The sequence below is a fragment of the Erythrobacter ani genome, from assembly GCF_019204025.1.
In the GTDB taxonomy this organism is placed as follows: Bacteria; Pseudomonadota; Alphaproteobacteria; order Sphingomonadales; family Sphingomonadaceae; genus Erythrobacter; species Erythrobacter ani.
The window spans coordinates 653,187-673,444 of the sequence record NZ_JAGSPB010000002.1 but is presented as its reverse complement, the minus strand read 5'-3'; the positions used below and the strand labels follow the sequence as shown (position 1 = coordinate 673,444).

Genomic DNA, 20,258 nt, shown 5'->3' with positions numbered 1-20,258 from the left:
GCCGCTGCTGCCTGATGAATAGTGTGAAGTTTTGTCGCCATGGCGGCATGCGCGTGCTCAGACAATCGCTTATTGCTGTGACTGTTCCTGCTGCACCTGTTCGTGCTGTTGCTCCACCGAGATATCGACCGTTAAACGGTCAGCGGACGAGCCGAAGCTGATCCCCGTAATCGGGGCTGCATCGCGATAATCGCGGCCCGTGGCGACACGCACGTAGCGCGGATCGGGGCTGATCCCGTTGGAGATATCGAAACCGACCCAGCCGAGGCCATCGACATGCGCTTCTGCCCAGGCGTGGCTCGCCTCCTGATCGATCCGGTCGTTCATCATCAGATATCCGCTGACATATCTTGCCGGAATGCCTGCCGCACGCGCCGCGCCAATGAAAATATGGGCATGATCCTGACAGACGCCTCGCCCGGAATCGACCGATTCCTCTGCGGTAGTGGAGGCGTGCGTGGTGCCGGTTTCATAGACAATTTCATCGCGGATTCGCGCCGACAGGGCGTGGAGGTAGGCCAGCGCATCGCCGTCTTTGCCGTCACTGAGGTCGCTGATCAACGATCGCACTTTAGGACCCGGCTTCGTAAGGTGCGTCTGGCCAAGGAAGCTCCAAAGTGGCAGGTGACCCGAATGGCGTCCGATGATGCCGCCTTCGTCCTGGGTCTCGACTGTGCCGCTGCATGTGACAGTCACTGCGCTCGCGCCCGGTTCTACCGACACCAGCGTCACCGTGTTGAAATGCTGGTCATCGTATTCAAGCTCGGCTTGAGCGTTGGTGTAGGTCATCTTCCAATCGATAATCTGTTGGCCCTGAGTTTCCTTAGGCGTCAGGCGTAACCGCTGGAGCGCGTGAACCACGGGCTCTTTGAATTCGTAAGTCGTTGTGTGGCGGATCGAAAGTTTCATGACTGGAACCGATAATCTTCGGCGATAGCGAGTGCGATCGCGGCGTTGCGAGCCATGAAGTCGGTCAGGAATTCGTGCAGGCCCTGCTCCAGGATCTGATCGACGGTGATGTCGCTGATATGCATGTCGGCGGCCCGCATCAGCTCATTGCTCGACCCCTCCTGTCCGTGCAGGCGCGCCAATGCGGCGAGATTGTCGCGGAGGGCAGTGCGACAAAACGCGAGGCTTCGCGGAAAACGATCGTCCAGCACCAGGAATTCCACGATGCCGCGCGCATCGATTTGGCCCGCGTTAAGCCAGCTATAGGACTGCGCACCCGCGACCGACCGCAGAACCTGATCCCATTGCCCGGAATCAAGGCTCGATCCGACGTAGGAAAGGGAGGGCAGCAGCAGGTAATATTTCATGTCGAGGATACGCGCCGTGCTTTCCGCGCGTTCGGCGAACGTCCCGGCGCGCGCGAAATGAAACGCTTCCGAACGCAGCATCGACCCATCGAGAGCACCGTGCACCCGCATGCCTGCACGCCTGATGGTGCCGACGACGTCGCCAATCGCGCCGCGCCCGACAGGCCGCGAAAGCAATTCGTCGAGACGCATCCAGCTTTCGTTGACCGCTTCCCAGACATCGCTCGAAATCGTCGTTCTGGCCAGGCGCGCATTGGTCCGCACAGCTTCGAACATTTCGCGCACATTGGTCGGATTGCTCTTTTCGCGCAGGACGAAATTCCACGCGGTCATCCCGTCATAGCTATCGTGCTTTGCCTCGTAATTGGCTTTCTGGCCAATTGTGGAAATGACCGAAGCCCATTCCTCCTCGGCGTAATCCGTGCCCCGGGTCAGCGACATGCGCAGGCCTGCGTCAAGAAGACGCGCTGTGTTCTCTGCCCGCTCAAGATAGCGGAACATCCAGAACAATCCATTGGCTGTCCGTCCCAGCATCAGTCTTTCAGCACCCACGTATCCTTGGTGCCGCCTCCCTGGCTGGAATTCACCACCAGCGAACCTCCTTTCAGCGCGACACGCGTTAGGCCGCCGGGCGTGATGTCGACGCCGCTCGGCGAGACCAGCACGAATGGACGCAGGTCGACATGGCGCGGTGCAAGCCCCTCCTTAGTGAAGATCGGGCAGGTGGAAAGCGAGAGCGTTGGCTGCGCGATATAATTTTCGGGGTTCCCTTTGAGCTTGGCTCGGAACTCGTTGATCTCTTTCTTGCTCGCGGTTGGACCGATCAGCATTCCGTATCCGCCCGAGCCATGCACTTCCTTGACCACGAGCTCCTCCAGATGGTCGAGCACGTAGGCGAGGCTATCGGGATCGGCGCAGCGCCACGTTTCGACGTTCGGCAAAAGCGGCTTTTCGCCGGTGTAGAATTCGACGATCTCGGGCATGAAGGAATAGATCGCCTTATCGTCGCAAATCCCGGTGCCGGGCGCATTGGCGATCGTGATTCCGCCCGCGCGGTAGACGTCCATTATGCCGGGTACGCCGAGCATGCTGTCCGGGTTGAAAGTCAGCGGATCGAGAAATTCATCATCAACGCGTCGGTAGAGGACATCGAGCGGTTTGAATCCGCTTGTCGTGCGCATTTGCACAAGTCCGTTTACAACTCGTAGATCGCTGCCCTCGACCAGTTCCGCGCCCATCTGGTCGGCCAAAAACGCATGTTCGAAATAGGCCGAATTGTAGATACCCGGCGTCAATACCGCGACGGTCGGTTTCGCGCGTCCGCTTTCCTTGAATGCAGGCGGCGCGCTCGCGGCAAGCGATCGGGCAAGGCGGCGGGGATAATTAGAGACGGTCTCGACCGGCACCTGGCTGAACAGGTCCGGGAACATGCTCATCATGGTTTCGCGGTTCTCGAGCATGTACGAAACACCCGAAGGTGTCCGGGCATTGTCTTCCAGCACGAACCACTCGTCCGGCCCGGTGCGAACCAGATCGATCCCGACGATATGGGTGTAAATCCCGCCGGGCGGTGTGAAGCCGACCATATGCGGGAGCCATGCCTCGTTCTGGCGAAACAGCCTTTCTGGAACGCGGCCCGCGCGGATGATCTCCTGCCGATGGTACAGGTCATAAAGGAAGCTGTTGAGCGCTCTGACGCGCTGCTCGATCCCGCGCGTCAGCCGCCGCCATTCGCCTGCGCCGATGATCCGCGGCACCATGTCGAAAGGGATCAGGCGCTCTTCGGCCTCATCTTCTCCATAGACATTGAACGTTATCCCCGTGCGCCGAAAACTGTCGTCGCAATCTGCGCTTTTCTGGCGCATCCACGAGGTTTCCTGGTGATCATACCAATCGCAATATCCGGTATAGGCAGGGCGAGTATTGCCGCTCGCATCGAACATCTCGTCAAAATTGTCGGATGGTGCGGCCATCAATCCCCCGGTCGGTTGGATGAAATATCGCGCACCGTACCCGTCACGGCGCAAAAGAAAAGGTCGGGGTACTAAAGGCTCAGCAGCGCCGAAGTTCCGACAAAACCGCCTGGATCGCTTCGGGGGAGTAAGAAAAACCCATATGCGTGCATCGAAGGGCAATCGCGCGGTCACGTTCTCCCGGATACCCGGCAGCGCTGCGTGGGGCGATCGCACCGTCGTTCGGGCTCCACAAAGCCACCGTTTCCACGGGTGGCTTGACCGCAAAGTCGCCTTCCACTGGCGGCTTGTCCACGCGGTGACCGGTCACAAATTGATAGAGGCGCCAGACATTGTTGGCGCGGGGTGAACCCGAAAACGGCGTCCCCATCGTGATGACCTTGCTGACGAGCTCAGGCTTTCGCTTGGCCAGTTCTCGCGCATAGAGCCCGCCGAGGCTCCACCCGAGCAGCACGGCCGGCCGGTCATAGCGCGCGAAAACCTCGTCCAGCCGGTCGCTCAGTCTGTCGAGTGTCGTGTCGCTTGGCCCCCAATTCCAGCCCAGCTTCCAACGCTTGGCCTTGTGCCTGGCGCGCTCGATCTGACGCGCCATGTAGCGCATTCTGGACGCGCTCGTCGCAAAACCCGGAAGGATCAGCACGATCTGAGGGTTATCGCACGCCTCGACATTGAGCGTGCGGAATGGACGGCGGAATGGCTCCGCAAGATGCTGCAACTCTGAAGCCATCCGCCAGAGCGTAGGCCGCGAAACGGGTTCCGGCTCAGGCTCGCGGGCAAGCTCGATCCTGCGCGCGAGTTCTCCATCGCCCAGCGGGAGCTTGGGCATTTTCGGAAGGTCAGGGAAACGCTCTCGGGTGCTCATGGGATCGCAACACTACTTTCTTGCGGTGAACGACCCATGAAATCACCCGACCCCCTCTCCTGATCCTGGTCCTTAACCAATAGGTTCAGCTATCGCAGGCTCCGATCCGCTCCTGCACAAGCTTCATTTCCATCTTGGCCTCGCCAAGATCGCCCATGACGCCTTCCGAGACAACATTCAGTTCGGAACGCGTTGGCGAAACGGTGCCGGTCATCGCGATTTGCATCTGGCCTGCGCCTTCCCCGCTGCAAGTCATCGCCATATCAACATCTGTGTCATCGATATTGAGGCGGCTGATGGTGCAGCTGTCGTCCTGTCCTTCTTGCAAGGCCTCGCCAAAGCCCTGCTCTGCCATTTCGGGGGTCAGGCAGAATTCGTAGGTGTTGCTCATCGAAGAGCCCATCATGTCCTGCACCTGAGGCGGCGCACCGGGAATTTCCGCACTGATGAACGTCATCGATGCGCGGTATTTGCCCGGCTGCGGCCTGATCGTGTCGCCCGCAGCTTCGGCAGCAGCGCGCGCTTCGGTAGCGGTAACTGTTCCGTCGCCATCCGTGTCGGCATCACCGCTGGGGCTGCCGCAGGCTGATAGTGCGAGTGCTGCGATGATGGGCGCGGCAAAGTATTTCATTGAATTCCTCCAGATATGACGGGCCGCTCGGCGATCGGGCCTGTGATTGAATTGATAAGTGCCGACGCGACTTGTGTTTGAACGGAACGATACGCGTGCGCGCGCATGCCCGCAATGCGCCTTGGCATCGCGCGCTCTCAGCGATTGCGAAACGGGACGTATGCTCCCATATCACCGCCATGTCCGAACTCGTTATCCGCCGCGGTCTGGAAGAACCCGACACGACCGGTGATTTCACCCCGCATCGCCCAGACCGTCCTGAAAAATCCATGCCGGGCAAGCGGTTCGAGCTCGTGTCCGATTATCAGCCTTCAGGTGACCAGCCGACCGCAATTGCTGAATTGGTAGCGGGCGCGCGTGACAATGAGCAGACGCAGACCCTGCTCGGCGTAACCGGATCCGGCAAGACCTTCACCATGGCCAAGGTCATTGAGGAATTGCAGCGCCCCGCGCTGATCCTCGCCCCCAACAAAATCCTCGCGGCGCAGCTTTACGGCGAGTTCAAGAGCTTCTTCCCGAACAACGCGGTGGAGTATTTCGTCAGCTATTACGACTATTATCAGCCCGAAGCGTACGTCCCGCGGTCGGACACTTATATCGAAAAGGAATCGAGCGTGAACGAGGCCATCGACCGGATGCGCCACTCAGCCACGCGCGCGCTGCTAGAACGCGATGATGTGATCATCGTGGCGTCGGTTTCGTGCCTTTATGGTATCGGTTCGGTCGAAACCTATTCAGCGATGATCTTCGACATCAAGAAAGAGGAAACGGTCGATCAGCGCGAGCTCATTCGAAAACTCGTCGCGCTGCAGTATAAGCGCAACGACGCGGCCTTCGCGCGCGGCAATTTCCGGGTTCGCGGCGACAATCTCGAAATCTTTCCATCACATTACGAAGACATGGCGTGGCGCATCAGCTTCTTCGGTGACGAAATCGAGGAAATCAGCGAATTCGATCCGCTGACGGGAAAGAAGGGCGCGTCGCTGGAAACCGTGCGCGTCTATGCGAACTCGCACTACGTGACGCCCGGCCCAACGATGAAGCAGGCGACCGAGGCTATCAAGTTCGAGCTTCAGGAACGGCTCAAGGAACTGGAGGCGGAAGGCAAGCTGCTCGAACATCAGCGGCTCGAGCAGCGGACCAATTTCGACCTCGAGATGATCGCCGCAACCGGCAGCTGCGCCGGCATCGAGAACTACTCGCGCTTTCTAACGGGCCGCCTTCCCGGCGAACCGCCGCCCACTCTGTTCGAATACCTCCCCGAAAATGCGCTCCTGTTCGTGGATGAGAGCCATCAGACGGTGCCGCAGATCGGTGCGATGTCGAAGGGAGACCATCGGCGCAAGATCACGCTCGCCGAATACGGGTTCCGCCTGCCATCCTGCATCGACAATCGTCCCTTGCGCTTCAACGAGTGGGACGCGATGCGCCCGCAGACATTCGCCGTCAGCGCCACGCCCGGAAACTGGGAAATGGAGCAGACCGGCGGCGTCTTTGCCGAGCAGGTCATCCGCCCCACCGGCCTCATCGATCCGCCGGTCGAAATCCGCCCGGTCGAAGACCAGGTGCAGGATTGCATCCAGGAATGCCTCGCCACCGCAAAGAAAGGCTATCGAACGCTGGTAACCACGCTGACCAAGCGGATGGCGGAAGATCTTACCGAGTTCATGCACGAAGCAGGCGTGCGCGTTCGTTACATGCACTCGGATGTCGAAACGCTGGAACGGATCGAGCTGATCCGCGATCTGCGCATGGGCGTTTACGATGTGTTGATCGGGATCAACCTGCTGCGCGAAGGGCTCGATATTCCTGAATGCGGACTGGTGTGTATTCTCGACGCGGACAAGGAAGGGTTTCTGCGTTCGGAAACCTCTCTCGTTCAGACCATCGGCCGCGCGGCGCGAAATGTGGACGGGAAAGTCATCCTGTATGCCGACCGCATCACCGGCAGCATGGAACGCGCGATCGCCGAAACCGATCGCCGCCGAGAGAAACAGAGAGCTTATAACGAAGAGCACGGCATTACGCCGCAGACTATCAAGCGCGACATCGCCGATATCGTTGCCGATACCGCATCGAAGGACGGCGTTACCGTCGACATCGGCGATGAGGAGGTGAACAACCTCGTCGGCCACAACCTGCGCGCTTATATCGAAGACCTTGAAAAACGCATGCGCGATGCAGCTGCCAATCTCGAATTTGAAGAGGCGGGCAGGCTGCGTGACGAAATCCGGCGGCTCGAGAATGACGAGCTGGGCCTACCCGATGGCGAGAAAAAGGCACCAAAGGTCGGCCGATCCGATGCCGGAAGGCCGGGCACGCGCAAGACGCGCTATGGCAAGACCCGCTACAAACGGATGGGTGGAAAGCCGTGAGGGCAGTGGTTGTTGCAGGGACGCTGGCAGCCCTCGGCGCGTGCAAGCCTCCGCCAACCGATGCCGACCTTACGCGGGACATGCCTGCCGAACCTGAAACTTTCGCATCCGAACCCTTGCCCTCGCCCGAAACCGAGGGCGCGATGTGGGCGCGGTCTTCGGAGGACGGACGCATCATCTATGGCATTCCGGGTGAACCCGCATTGCTCGCACTCAGCTGTGCCGAAAGTGGCGGCATCACAGGTACGCTGCGGATCATCCGCATGGTCGAAGCCGATGAAGGAGCGCAGGCCTTGCTCGCCCTGATCGGGAATGGTGCCATTGGCAGGATCGCCGTCGATGCGACTGAAATCGGCAATCGCACCGTCTGGCAGGGCGAACTCGCCGCATCGGATACCGCGTGGGAACCGCTCGCCGGACCGCGGAGCATGACCGTTACCGTGCCGGGTGCCGGGATTGTTTCGGTCAATCCAAGCGCGCTCCCCGAACAACTTCTCGACCGGTGCCGCGCTTCAGCGGACGTTACTTTGCCCGCTCCGTCAGCAAGTCCGGAGTGAGCACCTGCGGCAGCTGTTCAGGCTCGCCACTATCCGCCGGATACCAAAGGTAAAGCGGCACTCCCGCTGCACCCCGATCGGTCAGGAACATGGTGATCTCCTCATCTCGCACGGTCCAGTCGCCCACCATGGTGATGACACCTGACTCTTCGAAAGCGTCGCGGACAACCTCACGTTCTATGGCTACGCTTTCATTGACTTTGCAGGTGACGCACCAGTCAGCGGTGAACCAGAGGAAGATCGGCTGGCCGCTGGCGCGAGCTTCGGCAAGCGCCTCATCGCTGAAGGCAATGGGCTCGTGAATCGATTCCGACGGCTGTGAACCGGGAGCGGCATAACTGGCAGGGAGCGCGAAAGCGCCGAATATGACGAAGGGCGCAGCGACTAAACCGAAGGCGGGCCAAGCCATCTTGCCCGCTCTCTGCAGGCGCCCGACAATCGCCAGCGCCAGCACGATACCGAACAGCATCACGAGCGCGAACAGGCCAAAGCCGCGCCCGCCGAGCTGCACGGTCAGCCAGATCAGCGCCAGTGCAGTGAGGCCCATCGGGATCGCCATCACCTTTCGGAAGGTTTCCATCCACGGGCCGGGCCTCGGAAGCCTTTTCCGGAGCGCAGGTACCAACCCGATAAGCAGGAATGGCAAAGCCAGCCCCAACCCCAGCATCGCAAACAGCATCAGCGCAAGGCCGGTCGGCAGCAGCAGCGCCGCTCCCAAGGCAGCCGCCATGAACGGCCCGGTGCAAGGCGTTGCGGCGAAGGCTGCAAGCAGTCCGGTAGCGAAAGCGCCGCCCGGTTCTCCGCCCTGCGTGAACGAAAAAGACGGCAATTCGAACAGGCCAGCGAAATTGACCGTAATGACGACCGCGAGCACAAGGAGGAGGATCACGACGCCCGGCTCCTGCAACTGGAATGCCCAACCGACCTGCTCGCCCGCGGCGCGTAATGCCAGCAGCAGCGCGCCGAGGCCGACGCACGCGAGCACGACGCCGGCGGTGTACGCCATTCCTTCGTTGCGGGCTTTCGCTTCACTCTCGCCAGCGCGCGCCAATGACAGCGCTTTCAGGCTCAGAATCGGAAATACGCACGGCATTATATTCAGGATCAATCCGCCAGCCAGCGCGCCGAGGATCAGCGTCCAGAGCGGCGGCGTTTGCATGCCGATGGGTCCGGCGATCAATTTGCCTCCGTCAGGTACGTCTCCCGATCCGGCTTCGAAACGGACGCCCGCGCCATCGCCGAAAGAAAGGATGCCGGCGATCGTTCCGGCCTCTTTCGTGCCGAAATCGTCCAGCGGGATCTCGGCGATCAGCAGATCACCTTCGCGCATAAACGTCTGCACCGCCGCGTAATCGACAAGCCGTTCATTGGCGATGAAGATGTGCGGATCGGAAAGATCGACGGCTGCGGGGAGCGGCACGGCGATACGCAGACGGTCACTGGAGATCTCGAAGTAGCCCGATGCATCGAGCAACGGCGCAACCTCGGCCCGCCACCGCGTGAAATCGCCACCCTGCCCCGCGTTCAGCGCGGCGTCTTGCGGAACACAGACCCGATCGGTGCACGCGAGATATTCGACGAAGCCAGTCACTTCCGGCAGACCAGTGGCCTCGGCGTCTTCAGGCACTCGCACCGGGACCAGCACCGCATACATGCCCTCGTAAATGTGGTTCATCAGGCCGCTGATCAGCAAGCGATCGGGAACGGGATAGAGCGGTTCGCCCATCTCCCATCCGTCTGGCAGGTCGAGATCGAGCATCATGCCCTGCCCTGCATCGCCGGGATTGGACCAGTAACCATGCCATTCGGGCGCGCTCGGAATGAAGCGCAGTGCGAGCATCCATTCCTCACCTGCGACGGGCATCCCATCCGCGACCAACTGGACGGAGATGTTGTCGTCGCCATAGCGCGCTTCGCGCACTTCCTCTTGCGCCGACACCGGTACGACAAGCACGAACATTGCGGTTAGCGCAACGAGCCATGCAACGAATTGACGGACTGGAGAGAGGAACATTCTTGCTTCGGACACGGCGAACCCTCTAGGCATTTGAGCCTAGCTTCGCAATGAACGCGAACACATGGATGCAAACACGATGAACGACACTCGCGATCTCCTGATCCTCGGCGGCGGACTTGTCGGCATGACGCTGGCGCTGGCCGCAGCGCGGCAGGGCATGTCCAGTCACGTGATCGACCGCGCCGATCCTGCCGAGCTAACCGCCGAGGGGTTCGACGACCGAGCCACCGCGATCTCGACCGCGAGCTGGCACCTGTTCCGCAATATTGGCATCGCGGACAGTCTCGAGAAATTCGCCTGCGACATCGCCAGCATTGCGGTGACCGACCAAAACCTGCCCGGACGGCTCGATTTCCAGCCGGAACCGCATGAAGGGACGCTGGGTCGGATGTTCCCCAATCGCCGCCTGCGCCTTGCCCTGTTCGAGGCCGCAGCCGACGAACCATTGATAAACTGGGTTTCCAAAGCGGAGGTTATCGAGCGTCAGCGCAGCGAATTTGGCGCGGCAGCGGTAATTGCGCGCGGCGGCGGCGAACCGGAAAAGCTCAAGGGGCGATTGATGGTCGGCGCGGAAGGTCGCGGATCGCCGACACGTGACGCGGCGGGCATCACCATTGCGAAGTGGGATTACAAGCACCGCGCGGTGATCGCCGGGCTAACCCATTCGAAACCGCACGAAAATGTCGCGTGGGAAATTTTCTATCCGGCAGGGCCTTTTGCTCTGTTGCCAATGAACGACGATGCTGATGGAACCCACCGTTCCTCGCTGGTCTGGACTGTCTCAGAAGAGGACGGAAAGGCCGTGACCAAGCTTGGCGACCGCGCATTCCTAGCCGAGGTGCAAAAACGCATGGGCGACGTGCTTGGACAGGTCACGAGCGTCGGCGCGCGCTCCTCATGGCCGCTGGGCTTTCATCACACGGCTAAGATCACGGGTGAACGGCTCGCCCTGATCGGAGATGCCGCGCACGGCATCCACCCGATCGCAGGGCAAGGCCTCAACCTCGGTCTGCGCGATGCAGCTGCTCTGGTTGAAGTGCTGGCAGATGGTGCTCGCATCGGGCTCGATCCGGGGGATGCGCACTTGCTCAAACGCTACGAGAACTGGCGCGGTCTCGACAGCTTCATGGTAGCGCTAGCCACGGATGGACTGACGCGGCTTTTCGGTGTTCCCGGGAAGACTGCCAGCGCGGTCCGGCGGCTCGGCATGGCGGGAGTCCAGCGCAGCGGTGCGCTCAAGACATTCTTCATGGATGAGGCACGTGGTGTGTCGGGCGACCTGCCGGAACTGCTGAAAGCCTGAGCGGACTATTCGCCGCCCGAGGTGCCAACCGGGCTCGGTTGATTCACCCGCGTTCCGGTGCCGTCCCGCAAACCGCTCTGGTCTAGCACAGCGGCCGTTTCGATATTCTCGAGCGCGGCCATGGCATCGCGAAACCGTTCCGCATCGGCGATCCAGCCCGCCGCCTTTTCGGCACCGGGCATGTTGCGAATCTCGTCGATGGCATTCTGGTAACGCCCCTGTTCAAGGGCGTAACGCGCGCGCTCCAGCCGTCTTTCCGGCTGCGGCGAGGGCGTGCTTTCGCGGCGGATCACGAACAACTGGCTAAGTTCACGCTGAAGCGCCGCCCAGGATGGCCCTTCGGTGGTTTCGGCAAGATCGGGGCCCAAACCTTCGAGCCGGGCCAGCAGGGTATCGAGCCGGATCGGCGGATCGATGCGCGAAAAATTGATGATGGTGTTGACTGCATTGGGCCGTTCGTCACCAAACCGCAGACGCAATTGATCGGCGAGGTAGCCGAGTTCCGCCCCGCGCTCGACCGCGCGGCGAGTGGCAAATGCGATGAGAAGCCCCTCCGCGCGCGCAGCATTCCCCGCTGCTGCCTGCGACTGCAGATCGAGCCGCGCGAGCCGTTGTTCCGCCGCGGCGAGGCGCTGATCCAGCCCGCCCTGCTGTTCTGCCAGGCCCGACACCGCCTCAACCGCCTGCTCGGCGTTTTCGGGCTCAACAGGTTCCGACAGAGGCGTCGGCGAGGGTGAAAGGACCGGACTAGGCGATGACGTCGGGCTCGCCGCGACCTGTTGCACCGGGGCGTTCTCAGATGTTGCTGCGTCCCGCCGCTCCGTGGCGTTGTACCAGACGACATAACCCACCAGGAGGCCGCCCGTAATAAATGAAGCGATCCCAGCCAGCCAGATCCCCTTCCTAGAGGATGGCTTTCGCCGGCTACCGTATTTCGATTCCATCGTATCCCAGTCTTTGACCCATGGCGCGCCCCACCCGGCGCATACGTCCCGCGCGCATTACTGGCACAATGCTTTCACCATTGCCAGCAACGCTGCATCATTGGGGCTTTCCGAAACGTGGATAGCGCCCCATCCCTTGCCCGCAGCTGAAGCGATGCGCGGGCCGAGGGCAGCGATCTCATAGTGGCTGCGATCCAGTTCCAGCCGGTCACATTCGGCGGCGAAATGCTCTGCGGCGACGGCGGAATGGAGCAGGATGACGGTCCGCTCACCCCATTCGACCAGCGCCCGATCGAGCGGGAGCGCCACGCTTTCGTACGCGATCGCAGTCTCCACGGTGACGCCATCGGGTGCCTCAAGCGGCACGTGCTCCGCACCTGCGACCCTGAGTAACCGGGCTGGGGCCGGAACCGCGTCGAGCACGTTTTGCAACCCGCCTTCACCCACAGAGCCGATGGCAAAACCAGCCTCCTTCGCCGCCTTTTCCGTTGTTTTCCCAACAACATGGACGGGCTTGCCGAGAAAACGCTGCAATTGTTGGCCGCCGTGACGGATCGCATTGGCGCTGCCAATCAGCAGCGCGTCTACGTGCGTAGGTTCGGGCGCCTTCCACTGGCGTGGTCGAATTTCAAACAGCGGCGAGCCCCTGACCGGCAACCCCATGTCGCGGCCGGCATCGATGGTGGCGGCCAATCCCTGCCGGGGCCGGATCGCAATTATTTGTGTCACTGGCCGGGGTTGAACAATTGCCGGATCGCCTCGCCCGAACGGGTCAGCAAGTCATCGGCCAAGGCTTCGACAGGGCCGTGATCACCCGGCGTGAACTCTGCGATTCCATCGACCCGCTCGCCTCCATGCGCGCTGAACAGGGCAGCGCGCATGAACAGCGAGCCACCCCCGCCTTCGCAGAGCACCGCGACGGGGCTGTGGCACGTACCGCCAAGCCGGGCGAGCAGTGCACGCTCCGCTTCGATTTCGGCGCGGGTCTGCGCGTGGTCGATTGCGGCTAGTGCCGTAGTCGTCTCGGCATCGCTTGCCCGGCATTCGAGCGCGATTACGCCCTGCGCCGCCGCCGGGATCCAGCCATCCGGTTCAAGCGGGTTTCCAAGATCCGATTGGCCAAGCCGCTCAAGCCCCGCGGCTGCGAGAAACGTCACATCGGCCTCGCCCGCTTCGAGCTTGCCCAAACGCGTCGCGACATTGCCGCGAAAAGTCACGACCTTGCAATCTGGCCGCAAGTTGAGCAGCTGCGAGGCACGACGCGGCGCGCTCGTCCCGACTATTGCACCCGGCGCAATGGCGGCGATACTCTGCGCTCCGACAAGCGCATCGCGCCGGTCCGCGCGCGGCAGAAATGAAGCGAAATGAAATTGGTTCGGACGGATCGTCTCCACGTCCTTTGCCGAGTGGACCGAGGCGTCGATCCGACCTTCTGCAAGCCAGACATCCAGTTCCTTGGTCCAGAGTGCCTTGCCGCCTATCTCCGCAAGTGGTCGGTCGAGAACCTTGTCCCCGCTAGCCATGACGGGAACCAGTTCGACTTGGTCTTCGCTCCAGCCATGCGCGGCGCATAGCCGCGTCTTCGTTTCGACCGCCTGCGCCATCGCCAACGGCGAATTGCGCGTCCCCAACCGCATCATGACGGCCCCTGATTGTGCATTACTATTCATCGGTATGCTTGCCCTAGCCCGCACAGTGATTAAGTGGAAGCGCGATGGGATCGGATGCGAAAATTGTCCTCGGGATTGAATCGAGTTGCGACGAAACCGCTGTGGCCCTCGTCGCGAGCGACCGCACGATCATAGCCCAGCACATCGCCTCCCAAGAGAAAGAGCACGCGCCCTACGGCGGCGTCGTGCCCGAAATCGCTGCGCGGGCGCATGCAGAACGGCTCGCCCCGATGCTTGAGGCGGTGATGGACGATGCTGGAATGAGACTGGCCGATGTCGACGCGATCGCGGCCACTGCCGGTCCGGGATTGATCGGCGGAGTTATGGTCGGCCTTGTCAGCGGAAAAGCGCTGGCGATGGCGGCGGACAAACCACTCTTGGCAATCAATCACCTCGAAGGGCATGCGCTGTCACCGCGACTGGCGGACGAAACACTCGCATTTCCGTATCTGTTGCTGCTCGTTTCCGGCGGGCATTGCCAGATTTTGAAAGTCGAGGGGGTCGGCGAATACCGCCGTCTTGCAACGACAATCGACGATGCGCTTGGCGAGGCCTTCGACAAGACCGCGAAGATACTAGGCCTCGGCTATCCCGGCGGGCCGGCGGTGGAAAAGCTCGCACGCGGAGGCAACCCGAAGGCCGTCCCGCTTCCCCGTCCGCTGAAGGGGAGCAAGGAACCGCATTTCTCCTTCGCAGGTCTAAAGAGCGCGGTCATGCGGGCCGCACAGAGCGGCGAGCATTCTTCCGCTGACATCGCCGCGAGTTTCCAGCAGGCAGCGGTAGACTGCCTGATCGACCGGCTCGAACACGCGCTTGCGAGAACCGATGCCGTTCCCGCGCTAGTCGTTGCAGGCGGTGTCGCGGCGAACCAGACCGTCCGCAGTGCGCTCGAAGGGCTGGCTGCGAAACATTCGATGCGATTTGTCGCACCGCCGCTGGCGCTGTGTACCGACAACGCGGCGATGATTGCGTGGGCAGGCTGCGAACGGTTACCGCTGGGCGATAGCGCGCCGCTCGATCTGAAGGCGCGGCCGCGCTGGCCGCTCGATCCGGAAGCGGAAAGCGTTCGCGGCGCAGGGGTGAAAGCATGAGCGATCTGGAAACCATCGGAGTGGTCGGCGCGGGCGCCTGGGGCACAGCGCTAGCGCAAATGCTTGCGAGCGATAGCCGGAGCGTGATCCTCTGGGCTTTCGAACCTTCGGTCGTGAAAGAGATCAATGCCGCGCATCGAAACTCCGACTATCTGCCGAGCGCCGAGCTGTCCCCGACCATTCATGCAACTGGAGAACTGTCGGAGATAGCCGAGCTCGATACGGTCCTTTGCGTCACACCGGCGCAGGTCTTGGGCAGCGTCCTGGCCCAGATACCAACGTCACCGCGCGATCTCGTCCTATGCTCCAAGGGCATCGAAGCCGGCACCAGGCGGCTGATGAACGATGTCGCACGCGCCGCTTGCCCGGACAGTGCGATCGCCGTGCTTTCCGGTCCGACATTCGCGCATGAGGTCGCCGCCGGACTGCCGACGGCCGTCACGCTCGCTTGTGAAGGGGGACGCGGACAATGGGACCGGCTTTCGCCCGCTATCGCGCGGCCCGCTTTCCGACCGTATTACACGGACGACGTAACCGGTGCGGAGATCGGCGGGGCCATCAAGAACGTGCTCGCCATTGCGTGCGGCCTCGTTGATGGGCTGGAGCTGGGTCAGAATGCCCGCGCCGCGCTGATCGCGCGCGGTTATGCCGAAATGCTTCGATTCGGCGAGGTCATGAGTGCGCGGGCCGAGACGCTTAGCGGACTTTGCGGCCTCGGCGACCTCGTGCTTACCTGTTCATCGACATCGAGCCGCAATTTCTCGCTCGGGAAAGCCCTCGGCGAAGGCCAGAAGGCCGCGGATCTTATGGCCGATCGTCGCACCGTCGCGGAGGGCGCATACACCGCGCCAGTTCTCGCGGAGCTTGCCAATGACCGCGGCATCGCAATGCCGATCGTGACCGCTGTCAACGCGATCCTCGCAGGCGATAGTCCGCGCGAAGTGGTCGCCGGATTGCTGGCGCGCCCGCTCAAGGCTGAACGCGGCGAATGACAGCTCCGCCTACCCAACCGGAACCTGCCAAGGGCGGCGACGATATGGCGACCCTCGCCAAGGGTGGGCGCACGAACACGATGGGCTTCGTCATCCGCGCGCTTGGCGGCATCCCGTTCCTGTTCATTGGATACCGGCTTTACGGCGTGGAAGAGATGGGCCGTTTCGCCGCCGCTTTCGTCATTATCGAGATTTTCGCGCTGGTCTGCGCGCTCGGCGAAAAGCGCGGGCTCGCCCAGCGGCTGACCGAAGGCGCCGAGCAAGAAGGCGTGCCTCAGACCAATCTCGTCTTTGACGGGATGCTGACGTCCCTTCTGTTTTCCATCGCTGCCTGCGCGCTGCTGCTGCTGTTTCCGGTCGTGATCTTCCCGAGCGGAACCAACAGCCCTTTCGATATCTGGATGATCGCCGCGATCCCGGCCTTCGCGCTGACGGAAATCCTGCTGGCCGCGCAGGCATACAGGTACGACATAGCAACCACTGTCCGAGCCCGCGCAATTACCGAGCCATGGACCAAGTCGATTGCGGTGGGGGCGATCTTCTTCATTCCAGTCATTAGCGAGGGCGGTCTTGCGCTTGCTTATGTGACCGCGATCTACGCCGCATTTGCCACATCGTTGTGGTCATTCCTGAAAACCTATGGCTGGCCGAAGGGTTGGCGGCCTCGCCCGCGCTATCTCGGCAAGATGACCGCACGCGCCCTGCCCCTGATCGGCGCAGACGTGATCGAGCGCGGCACACGCCTGCTCGACGTGTTCTTGCTAGGTCAATCAGCATCAGCAGGCGCGGTCGGAATCTACTTTTTCGCCAAGGAAGTCGTCAGCGTCCCTCAGAAGCTGAAGACGAGTTTCGAACCGATACTCTCGCCCGTCATCACCAAGAATCTGAAGATAGGCGATTATGCTGCCATCGCGAGTCAGGTGCAGAAAGTGGGTTTCTGGATCATCGCGCTGCAGCTCGGCATAGCGCTTGCTCTCGTGATTCCTGGTGAGGCGGTCATGGGGCTTGGCGGGCCGGCGATCGTCGGCGGCACCGGCGCACTTGCGATCCTTCTCGCCGCAGAGGTTGTCGCATCCATGGCGGTCGTTTCTGAAAGCGTGCTGGTCTATATCGCCCGTAAACGGAACCTCGCGATCTCGGTAGGGGTCATATTGCTCCAAGGCGTCCTCACCGTGGCGTTCATCCTGCTTGCCGAGCATCTCGGGCTGGGTGAAGGGTTCAAGGCTGCAGGTGCAGCGCTCGCGCTGTTCATCGCCTTGCTGGTCTCAAGCCTGGTAAAAGCGCTGGTGCTCAAGACCCTGCTGAAAGCTCCGGTCGGAAACCTGCGACTTGCGCTGTTCTGGGCGACCGCACCTGCCGTTGCGGTGGGCATAGCCTTCACGTTCCTGCCGGAATGGGTGGAGCTGATTTTCGGCGTTCCGGCGATCCTTGCGACCTATCTTGCGATTATCTGGAAACGCGGATTTACTGCAGAAGAGCGGCAGCTTTTCAGCCGGAAAGTCGTGGCCGTGGAGCCCGAGACAGCGCCTCAGAAAACCGTCTGATAACGCGCCCGCCAAGGAACCCGCCTCCGCCACATTTCATCGCCCTTACAGGGCGTTCAGTCGCTATTCACGGCCCGAATACGACCCTCGATCCGGGTTTCAAGGGGAGTGTGAAATGCGCAAGTTTCAACTGACCGGTGTTCTGGTGCTGGGTGTCATGATCGCAAGCTGCGCGACGCCGTATCAGGACAGCAGCTCGGGCCAGGAAAAATCACCCGGTGATCTGGCTGAGGGGTCGGCACCGCCACCTCCTCCAGGAGCGAGCGCAGAAACCATCACGGTAACGGCCTCGCGTATGGCAGATCATGCCCAATCAGCGCCAAGCGTGATCGCGCAGTCACGGCATGAGACTTATATCCCTCCGGTCAGGGTCGCGGTCGATCCGGGACGAGAGCAATATGACGGCGAAGAAATCTCGCCTGTCAAACTGACCAGCACAGAGCCGGTGTCCACTTTCTCCGTCGATGTCGACACCGGGGCGTATGCCAACACCCGGCGTTTTCTTTCGCAAGGCATGACGCCGCCGAAAGACGCGGTCCGGACCGAGGAGATGATCAACTATTTCCGCTACGATTACGACCGTCCGACTGACAGAGAGACACCCTTCACCGTCAACACCGACGTCGCCAAGACGCCCTGGAACGAAAACACGTACCTGATGCGCATCGGTCTGCGCGGTTACGATATCGACACGGCGGAGCGGCCAGCTGCGAATCTGGTCTTCCTCATGGATGTCTCCGGTTCCATGAACCGCCCGGACAAGCTGCCACTGGTGAAGACTGCGCTTTCAGGCCTTGCTGGTGAGCTTTCTGAAAAGGACCGGGTATCGATCGTCGTTTATGCCGGCGCTGCCGGTCTCGTGCTCGAGCCGACAAATGACACTGGCAAGATCCGCCGCGCTCTGGATGAATTGTCAGCTGGCGGATCGACTGCGGGCGGTGCGGGCCTGCAACTGGCCTACAACATCGCCGCCGACAACTTCATCGAAGGGGGCGTGAACCGCGTCATCCTCGCCACGGACGGCGATTTCAATGTGGGTCTGTCGGACCGTGATGCTTTGGTCGAAATGATCGAGGAAAAGCGCGACAGCGGCATTACGCTGACCACGCTCGGCTTTGGCACGGGCAATTACAATGAGGCGATGATGGAACAGATCGCCAATCACGGTAACGGCAATTACGCCTATATCGACAGCGCACTCGAAGCGAAAAAGGTGCTCGGCGATGAAATGAACTCGACGCTGTTCACGATCGCAAAAGACGTGAAGATCCAGGTCGAATTCAACCCGGCCGTCATCAGCCAGTATCGGCTGGTCGGCTATGAAAACCGTATTCTTCGCGAAGAGGATTTCGATAATGATGCGGTCGATGCGGGCGATATCGGTGCCGGGCATCAGGTCACCGCGATTTACGAAGTCGTACCTGCGGGCAAGCGGGGCTGGATCGCGCCGCGACGGTACGAAGAACAACGCTCAGGCGAAGCGCTGCGGCGCCTGACCGAAGCCGCCCATATAAAACTGCGTTACAAGCTCCCCGATGGCGAAACGTCGCGACTGATCAATCGAGTGGTGATGGGCAGTGCATTTACACAAGCTGGAAAGCCGACAGGCGATTTCGCTTTCGCCATTTCAGTGGCAGCATTCGGCCAATTGCTGCGCGGCGATGATCTGATGAACGGTTTCGATCATGAGGATATCGGCGCATTGGCAGGCAGTCAGGACAATTACTGGCGGCAGGAATTTCTGCAGTTGAATGCGCTCGCCGCGGCCATGCGCAGTGGAGGCTAAATCCTTACCCTCGGAACCGGTTCACCGCTAACGGACTTGGGAAAGTGTGCGCGGTCCTGTTAAAGGGCCGCGCGTTTCCTTTGGTTAAGAGGCCGATCCATGTCACCTGAACTTCAAACACTCTTGCCTTTCATCATCAGCGGGCTGATCCTGCTCGTTTTCGTCATCTGGCTCGTCACGCGCTCGAACCGCAAAACGACTGTGGTAGACGAGGACAGCGCTGGACCGAAGGATGTGCTCGATGAAGGTGCAGATCGCGCACAGCGCAACCAGGCGCTGATCGATGCCCCCACATCCGTCTCGCAGGATGTCGGTCAAACCTCTGCAAATGCCAATTCGGCCAAAGTGGCCGCCGCTGGAGCTACGGCCGACGCAGAGGCTGGCGTCTCGGTCGCTCCAACCGTTGGCGATCCCGTTCCGGAGCCGGTTCCGGCCGCCGACGTCCCGCCCCCTGCCCCGGCCCCTGCCCCTACTGCGGCACCTTCGGGCGGCGCCGATGATTTGAAACAGATCAAGGGTCTCGGCCCCAAACTTGTTACAATGCTGGCCGAACTTGGCGTCACACGGTTCGATCAGATCGCCGCGTGGAGCGATGCCGACGTTGAACGAGTCGATGCGCAACTTGGCCGGTTCAAGGGCCGGATCACCCGCGACCAATGGGTTGAGCAGGCAAAATTGCTCTCGGCAGGCGATCAGTCGGGCTTTTCTGAAAGATTCGGACAAAATAAATGATTCAGATAGGAACAAAGTTGTTCCGCATGTGTTAGGTATCGATCGGGGTCAGAATAACGACGAAGCAGGGAGAGTGTGATGAGTCATAAAATTCTGGTCGCCGAAGATGAGCTAATTGTCGCTTTTGATTTGTGCGATACGGTCGCCGAGGCCGGTTTCGAAGTCGAAGGCCCGCATTCCGGAATCTCCGATGCGATGCTCGCATTCCAGAAGGAAAAGCCCGATCTCGCGATACTGGATATCCAGCTCGACGATGGGATCGTTTTCCCTCTCGCCCAGAAATTGGCGGATGAAGATGTTCCGATCATCTTCCACTCGGGACGTCACACGCGCGAAGAAGTGAAAGCGCGTTTCCCGCACGCCAAGACGCTGACCAAACCCTGCCCCCCTGCGGCGATGATCAAGGCGGTGAACCAGGTGCTCCACGCCGCCTGACGTTTCCCGCAATCGTCCTTTTCTCTTTGC

At 61.1% G+C, this 20,258-nt stretch carries 18 protein-coding genes; 9 read left to right on the top strand and 9 right to left on the bottom strand.

Annotated elements, in window-relative coordinates:
• Positions 1-69 precede the first annotated feature (69 nt).
• The 5 genes from KCG45_RS10120 to KCG45_RS10100 all read right to left on the bottom strand — a co-directional run bounded on the left by KCG45_RS10120 (position 70) and on the right by KCG45_RS10100 (position 4,782).
• On the bottom strand, positions 70-909 hold the full coding sequence (locus KCG45_RS10120) for a transglutaminase family protein (RefSeq protein ID WP_218317118.1): 840 nt from the start codon (positions 907-909) through the stop codon (positions 70-72).
• Positions 906-1,850, bottom strand: a complete 945-nt coding sequence (locus tag KCG45_RS10115; RefSeq protein WP_218317635.1) for an alpha-E domain-containing protein — start codon at positions 1,848-1,850, stop codon at positions 906-908. Before KCG45_RS10115 ends, KCG45_RS10120 begins: the two co-directional genes overlap by 4 nt.
• Entirely contained in the window at positions 1,850-3,289 is a 1,440-nt protein-coding gene (locus tag KCG45_RS10110; protein WP_218317117.1) for a circularly permuted type 2 ATP-grasp protein, read from the bottom strand. Before KCG45_RS10110 ends, KCG45_RS10115 begins: the two co-directional genes overlap by 1 nt.
• Before the next feature lie 79 nt (positions 3,290-3,368).
• A complete protein-coding gene (locus KCG45_RS10105) occupies positions 3,369-4,151 on the bottom strand; it encodes an esterase/lipase family protein (protein WP_218317116.1) in 783 nt (260 codons plus the stop codon).
• Between the two features lie 85 nt (positions 4,152-4,236).
• The gene (locus tag KCG45_RS10100; RefSeq protein ID WP_218317115.1) at positions 4,237-4,782 is read right to left on the bottom strand and encodes a DUF3617 domain-containing protein; all 546 of its coding nucleotides are present in this window, start codon (positions 4,780-4,782) and stop codon (positions 4,237-4,239) included.
• Between the two features lie 179 nt (positions 4,783-4,961).
• Here KCG45_RS10100 and uvrB point away from each other — a divergent pair, with 179 nt between their 5' ends.
• Complete coding sequence (gene uvrB, locus KCG45_RS10095) at positions 4,962-7,157, top strand: excinuclease ABC subunit UvrB (RefSeq protein WP_218317634.1); 2,196 nt, start codon at positions 4,962-4,964, stop codon at positions 7,155-7,157.
• Positions 7,154-7,714, top strand: a complete 561-nt coding sequence (locus tag KCG45_RS10090) for a hypothetical protein (protein WP_218317114.1) — start codon at positions 7,154-7,156, stop codon at positions 7,712-7,714. Before uvrB ends, KCG45_RS10090 begins: the two co-directional genes overlap by 4 nt.
• Here KCG45_RS10090 and KCG45_RS10085 read toward each other — a convergent pair.
• Positions 7,680-9,743 carry a protein-disulfide reductase DsbD family protein gene (locus KCG45_RS10085; protein WP_369410774.1) on the bottom strand — a complete coding sequence of 688 codons (2,064 nt, stop codon included), beginning with the start codon at positions 9,741-9,743 and terminating at the stop codon, positions 7,680-7,682. The genes KCG45_RS10090 and KCG45_RS10085 overlap by 35 nt on opposite strands.
• Before the next feature lie 64 nt (positions 9,744-9,807).
• On the opposite strand from KCG45_RS10085, the gene KCG45_RS10080 reads away from it, so the two are divergent.
• On the top strand, positions 9,808-11,034 hold the full coding sequence (locus tag KCG45_RS10080) for an FAD-dependent monooxygenase (RefSeq protein ID WP_218317113.1): 1,227 nt from the start codon (positions 9,808-9,810) through the stop codon (positions 11,032-11,034).
• Between the two features lie 5 nt (positions 11,035-11,039).
• Here the strand turns inward: KCG45_RS10080 and KCG45_RS10075 are convergent, their stop codons facing one another.
• The 3 genes from KCG45_RS10075 to hemC all read right to left on the bottom strand — a co-directional run bounded on the left by KCG45_RS10075 (position 11,040) and on the right by hemC (position 13,615).
• Positions 11,040-11,885: a hypothetical protein gene (locus KCG45_RS10075; RefSeq protein WP_369410773.1), complete on the bottom strand. Its 846-nt coding sequence runs from the start codon at positions 11,883-11,885 to the stop codon at positions 11,040-11,042.
• A gap of 150 nt (positions 11,886-12,035) precedes the next feature.
• Positions 12,036-12,707: a uroporphyrinogen-III synthase gene (locus KCG45_RS10070; RefSeq protein WP_218317111.1), complete on the bottom strand. Its 672-nt coding sequence runs from the start codon at positions 12,705-12,707 to the stop codon at positions 12,036-12,038.
• Positions 12,704-13,615: a hydroxymethylbilane synthase gene (gene hemC, locus KCG45_RS10065; protein WP_255548201.1), complete on the bottom strand. Its 912-nt coding sequence runs from the start codon at positions 13,613-13,615 to the stop codon at positions 12,704-12,706. Before hemC ends, KCG45_RS10070 begins: the two co-directional genes overlap by 4 nt.
• Positions 13,616-13,692: 77 nt before the next feature.
• On the opposite strand from hemC, the gene tsaD reads away from it, so the two are divergent.
• The 6 genes from tsaD to KCG45_RS10035 all read left to right on the top strand — a co-directional run bounded on the left by tsaD (position 13,693) and on the right by KCG45_RS10035 (position 20,228).
• Positions 13,693-14,739, top strand: a complete 1,047-nt coding sequence (gene tsaD, locus KCG45_RS10060; protein ID WP_218317109.1) for a tRNA (adenosine(37)-N6)-threonylcarbamoyltransferase complex transferase subunit TsaD — start codon at positions 13,693-13,695, stop codon at positions 14,737-14,739.
• Positions 14,736-15,731 carry an NAD(P)H-dependent glycerol-3-phosphate dehydrogenase gene (locus tag KCG45_RS10055; protein ID WP_218317108.1) on the top strand — a complete coding sequence of 332 codons (996 nt, stop codon included), beginning with the start codon at positions 14,736-14,738 and terminating at the stop codon, positions 15,729-15,731. Before tsaD ends, KCG45_RS10055 begins: the two co-directional genes overlap by 4 nt.
• On the top strand, positions 15,728-17,275 hold the full coding sequence (locus tag KCG45_RS10050) for a lipopolysaccharide biosynthesis protein (RefSeq protein ID WP_218317107.1): 1,548 nt from the start codon (positions 15,728-15,730) through the stop codon (positions 17,273-17,275). The genes KCG45_RS10055 and KCG45_RS10050 overlap by 4 nt, the downstream gene beginning before the upstream one ends.
• Before the next feature lie 115 nt (positions 17,276-17,390).
• The gene (locus KCG45_RS10045) at positions 17,391-19,061 is read left to right on the top strand and encodes a vWA domain-containing protein (RefSeq protein WP_218317106.1); all 1,671 of its coding nucleotides are present in this window, start codon (positions 17,391-17,393) and stop codon (positions 19,059-19,061) included.
• A 99-nt stretch (positions 19,062-19,160) separates the two neighbouring features.
• The gene (locus KCG45_RS10040) at positions 19,161-19,793 is read left to right on the top strand and encodes a helix-hairpin-helix domain-containing protein (RefSeq protein ID WP_218317105.1); all 633 of its coding nucleotides are present in this window, start codon (positions 19,161-19,163) and stop codon (positions 19,791-19,793) included.
• A gap of 78 nt (positions 19,794-19,871) precedes the next feature.
• The gene (locus KCG45_RS10035) at positions 19,872-20,228 is read left to right on the top strand and encodes a response regulator (protein ID WP_218317104.1); all 357 of its coding nucleotides are present in this window, start codon (positions 19,872-19,874) and stop codon (positions 20,226-20,228) included.
• Positions 20,229-20,258: the final 30 nt, after the last annotated feature.

Excerpts from the sequence above, each read along its gene's own strand:
- KCG45_RS10120 (WP_218317118.1), bottom strand. The coding sequence starts at position 909 with ATGAAACTTTCGATCCGCCACACAACGACTTACGAATTCAAAGAGCCC.
- KCG45_RS10115 (WP_218317635.1), bottom strand. The coding sequence starts at position 1,850 with ATGCTGGGACGGACAGCCAATGGATTGTTCTGGATGTTCCGCTATCTT.
- KCG45_RS10110 (WP_218317117.1), bottom strand. The coding sequence starts at position 3,289 with ATGGCCGCACCATCCGACAATTTTGACGAGATGTTCGATGCGAGCGGC.
- KCG45_RS10105 (WP_218317116.1), bottom strand. The coding sequence starts at position 4,151 with ATGAGCACCCGAGAGCGTTTCCCTGACCTTCCGAAAATGCCCAAGCTC.
- KCG45_RS10100 (WP_218317115.1), bottom strand. The coding sequence starts at position 4,782 with ATGAAATACTTTGCCGCGCCCATCATCGCAGCACTCGCACTATCAGCC.
- uvrB (WP_218317634.1), top strand. The coding sequence starts at position 4,962 with ATGTCCGAACTCGTTATCCGCCGCGGTCTGGAAGAACCCGACACGACC.
- KCG45_RS10080 (WP_218317113.1), top strand. The coding sequence starts at position 9,808 with ATGAACGACACTCGCGATCTCCTGATCCTCGGCGGCGGACTTGTCGGC.
- hemC (WP_255548201.1), bottom strand. The coding sequence starts at position 13,615 with ATGCGGTTGGGGACGCGCAATTCGCCGTTGGCGATGGCGCAGGCGGTC.
- tsaD (WP_218317109.1), top strand. The coding sequence starts at position 13,693 with ATGGGATCGGATGCGAAAATTGTCCTCGGGATTGAATCGAGTTGCGAC.
- KCG45_RS10055 (WP_218317108.1), top strand. The coding sequence starts at position 14,736 with ATGAGCGATCTGGAAACCATCGGAGTGGTCGGCGCGGGCGCCTGGGGC.
- KCG45_RS10050 (WP_218317107.1), top strand. The coding sequence starts at position 15,728 with ATGACAGCTCCGCCTACCCAACCGGAACCTGCCAAGGGCGGCGACGAT.
- KCG45_RS10045 (WP_218317106.1), top strand. The coding sequence starts at position 17,391 with ATGCGCAAGTTTCAACTGACCGGTGTTCTGGTGCTGGGTGTCATGATC.
- KCG45_RS10040 (WP_218317105.1), top strand. The coding sequence starts at position 19,161 with ATGTCACCTGAACTTCAAACACTCTTGCCTTTCATCATCAGCGGGCTG.
- KCG45_RS10035 (WP_218317104.1), top strand. The coding sequence starts at position 19,872 with ATGAGTCATAAAATTCTGGTCGCCGAAGATGAGCTAATTGTCGCTTTT.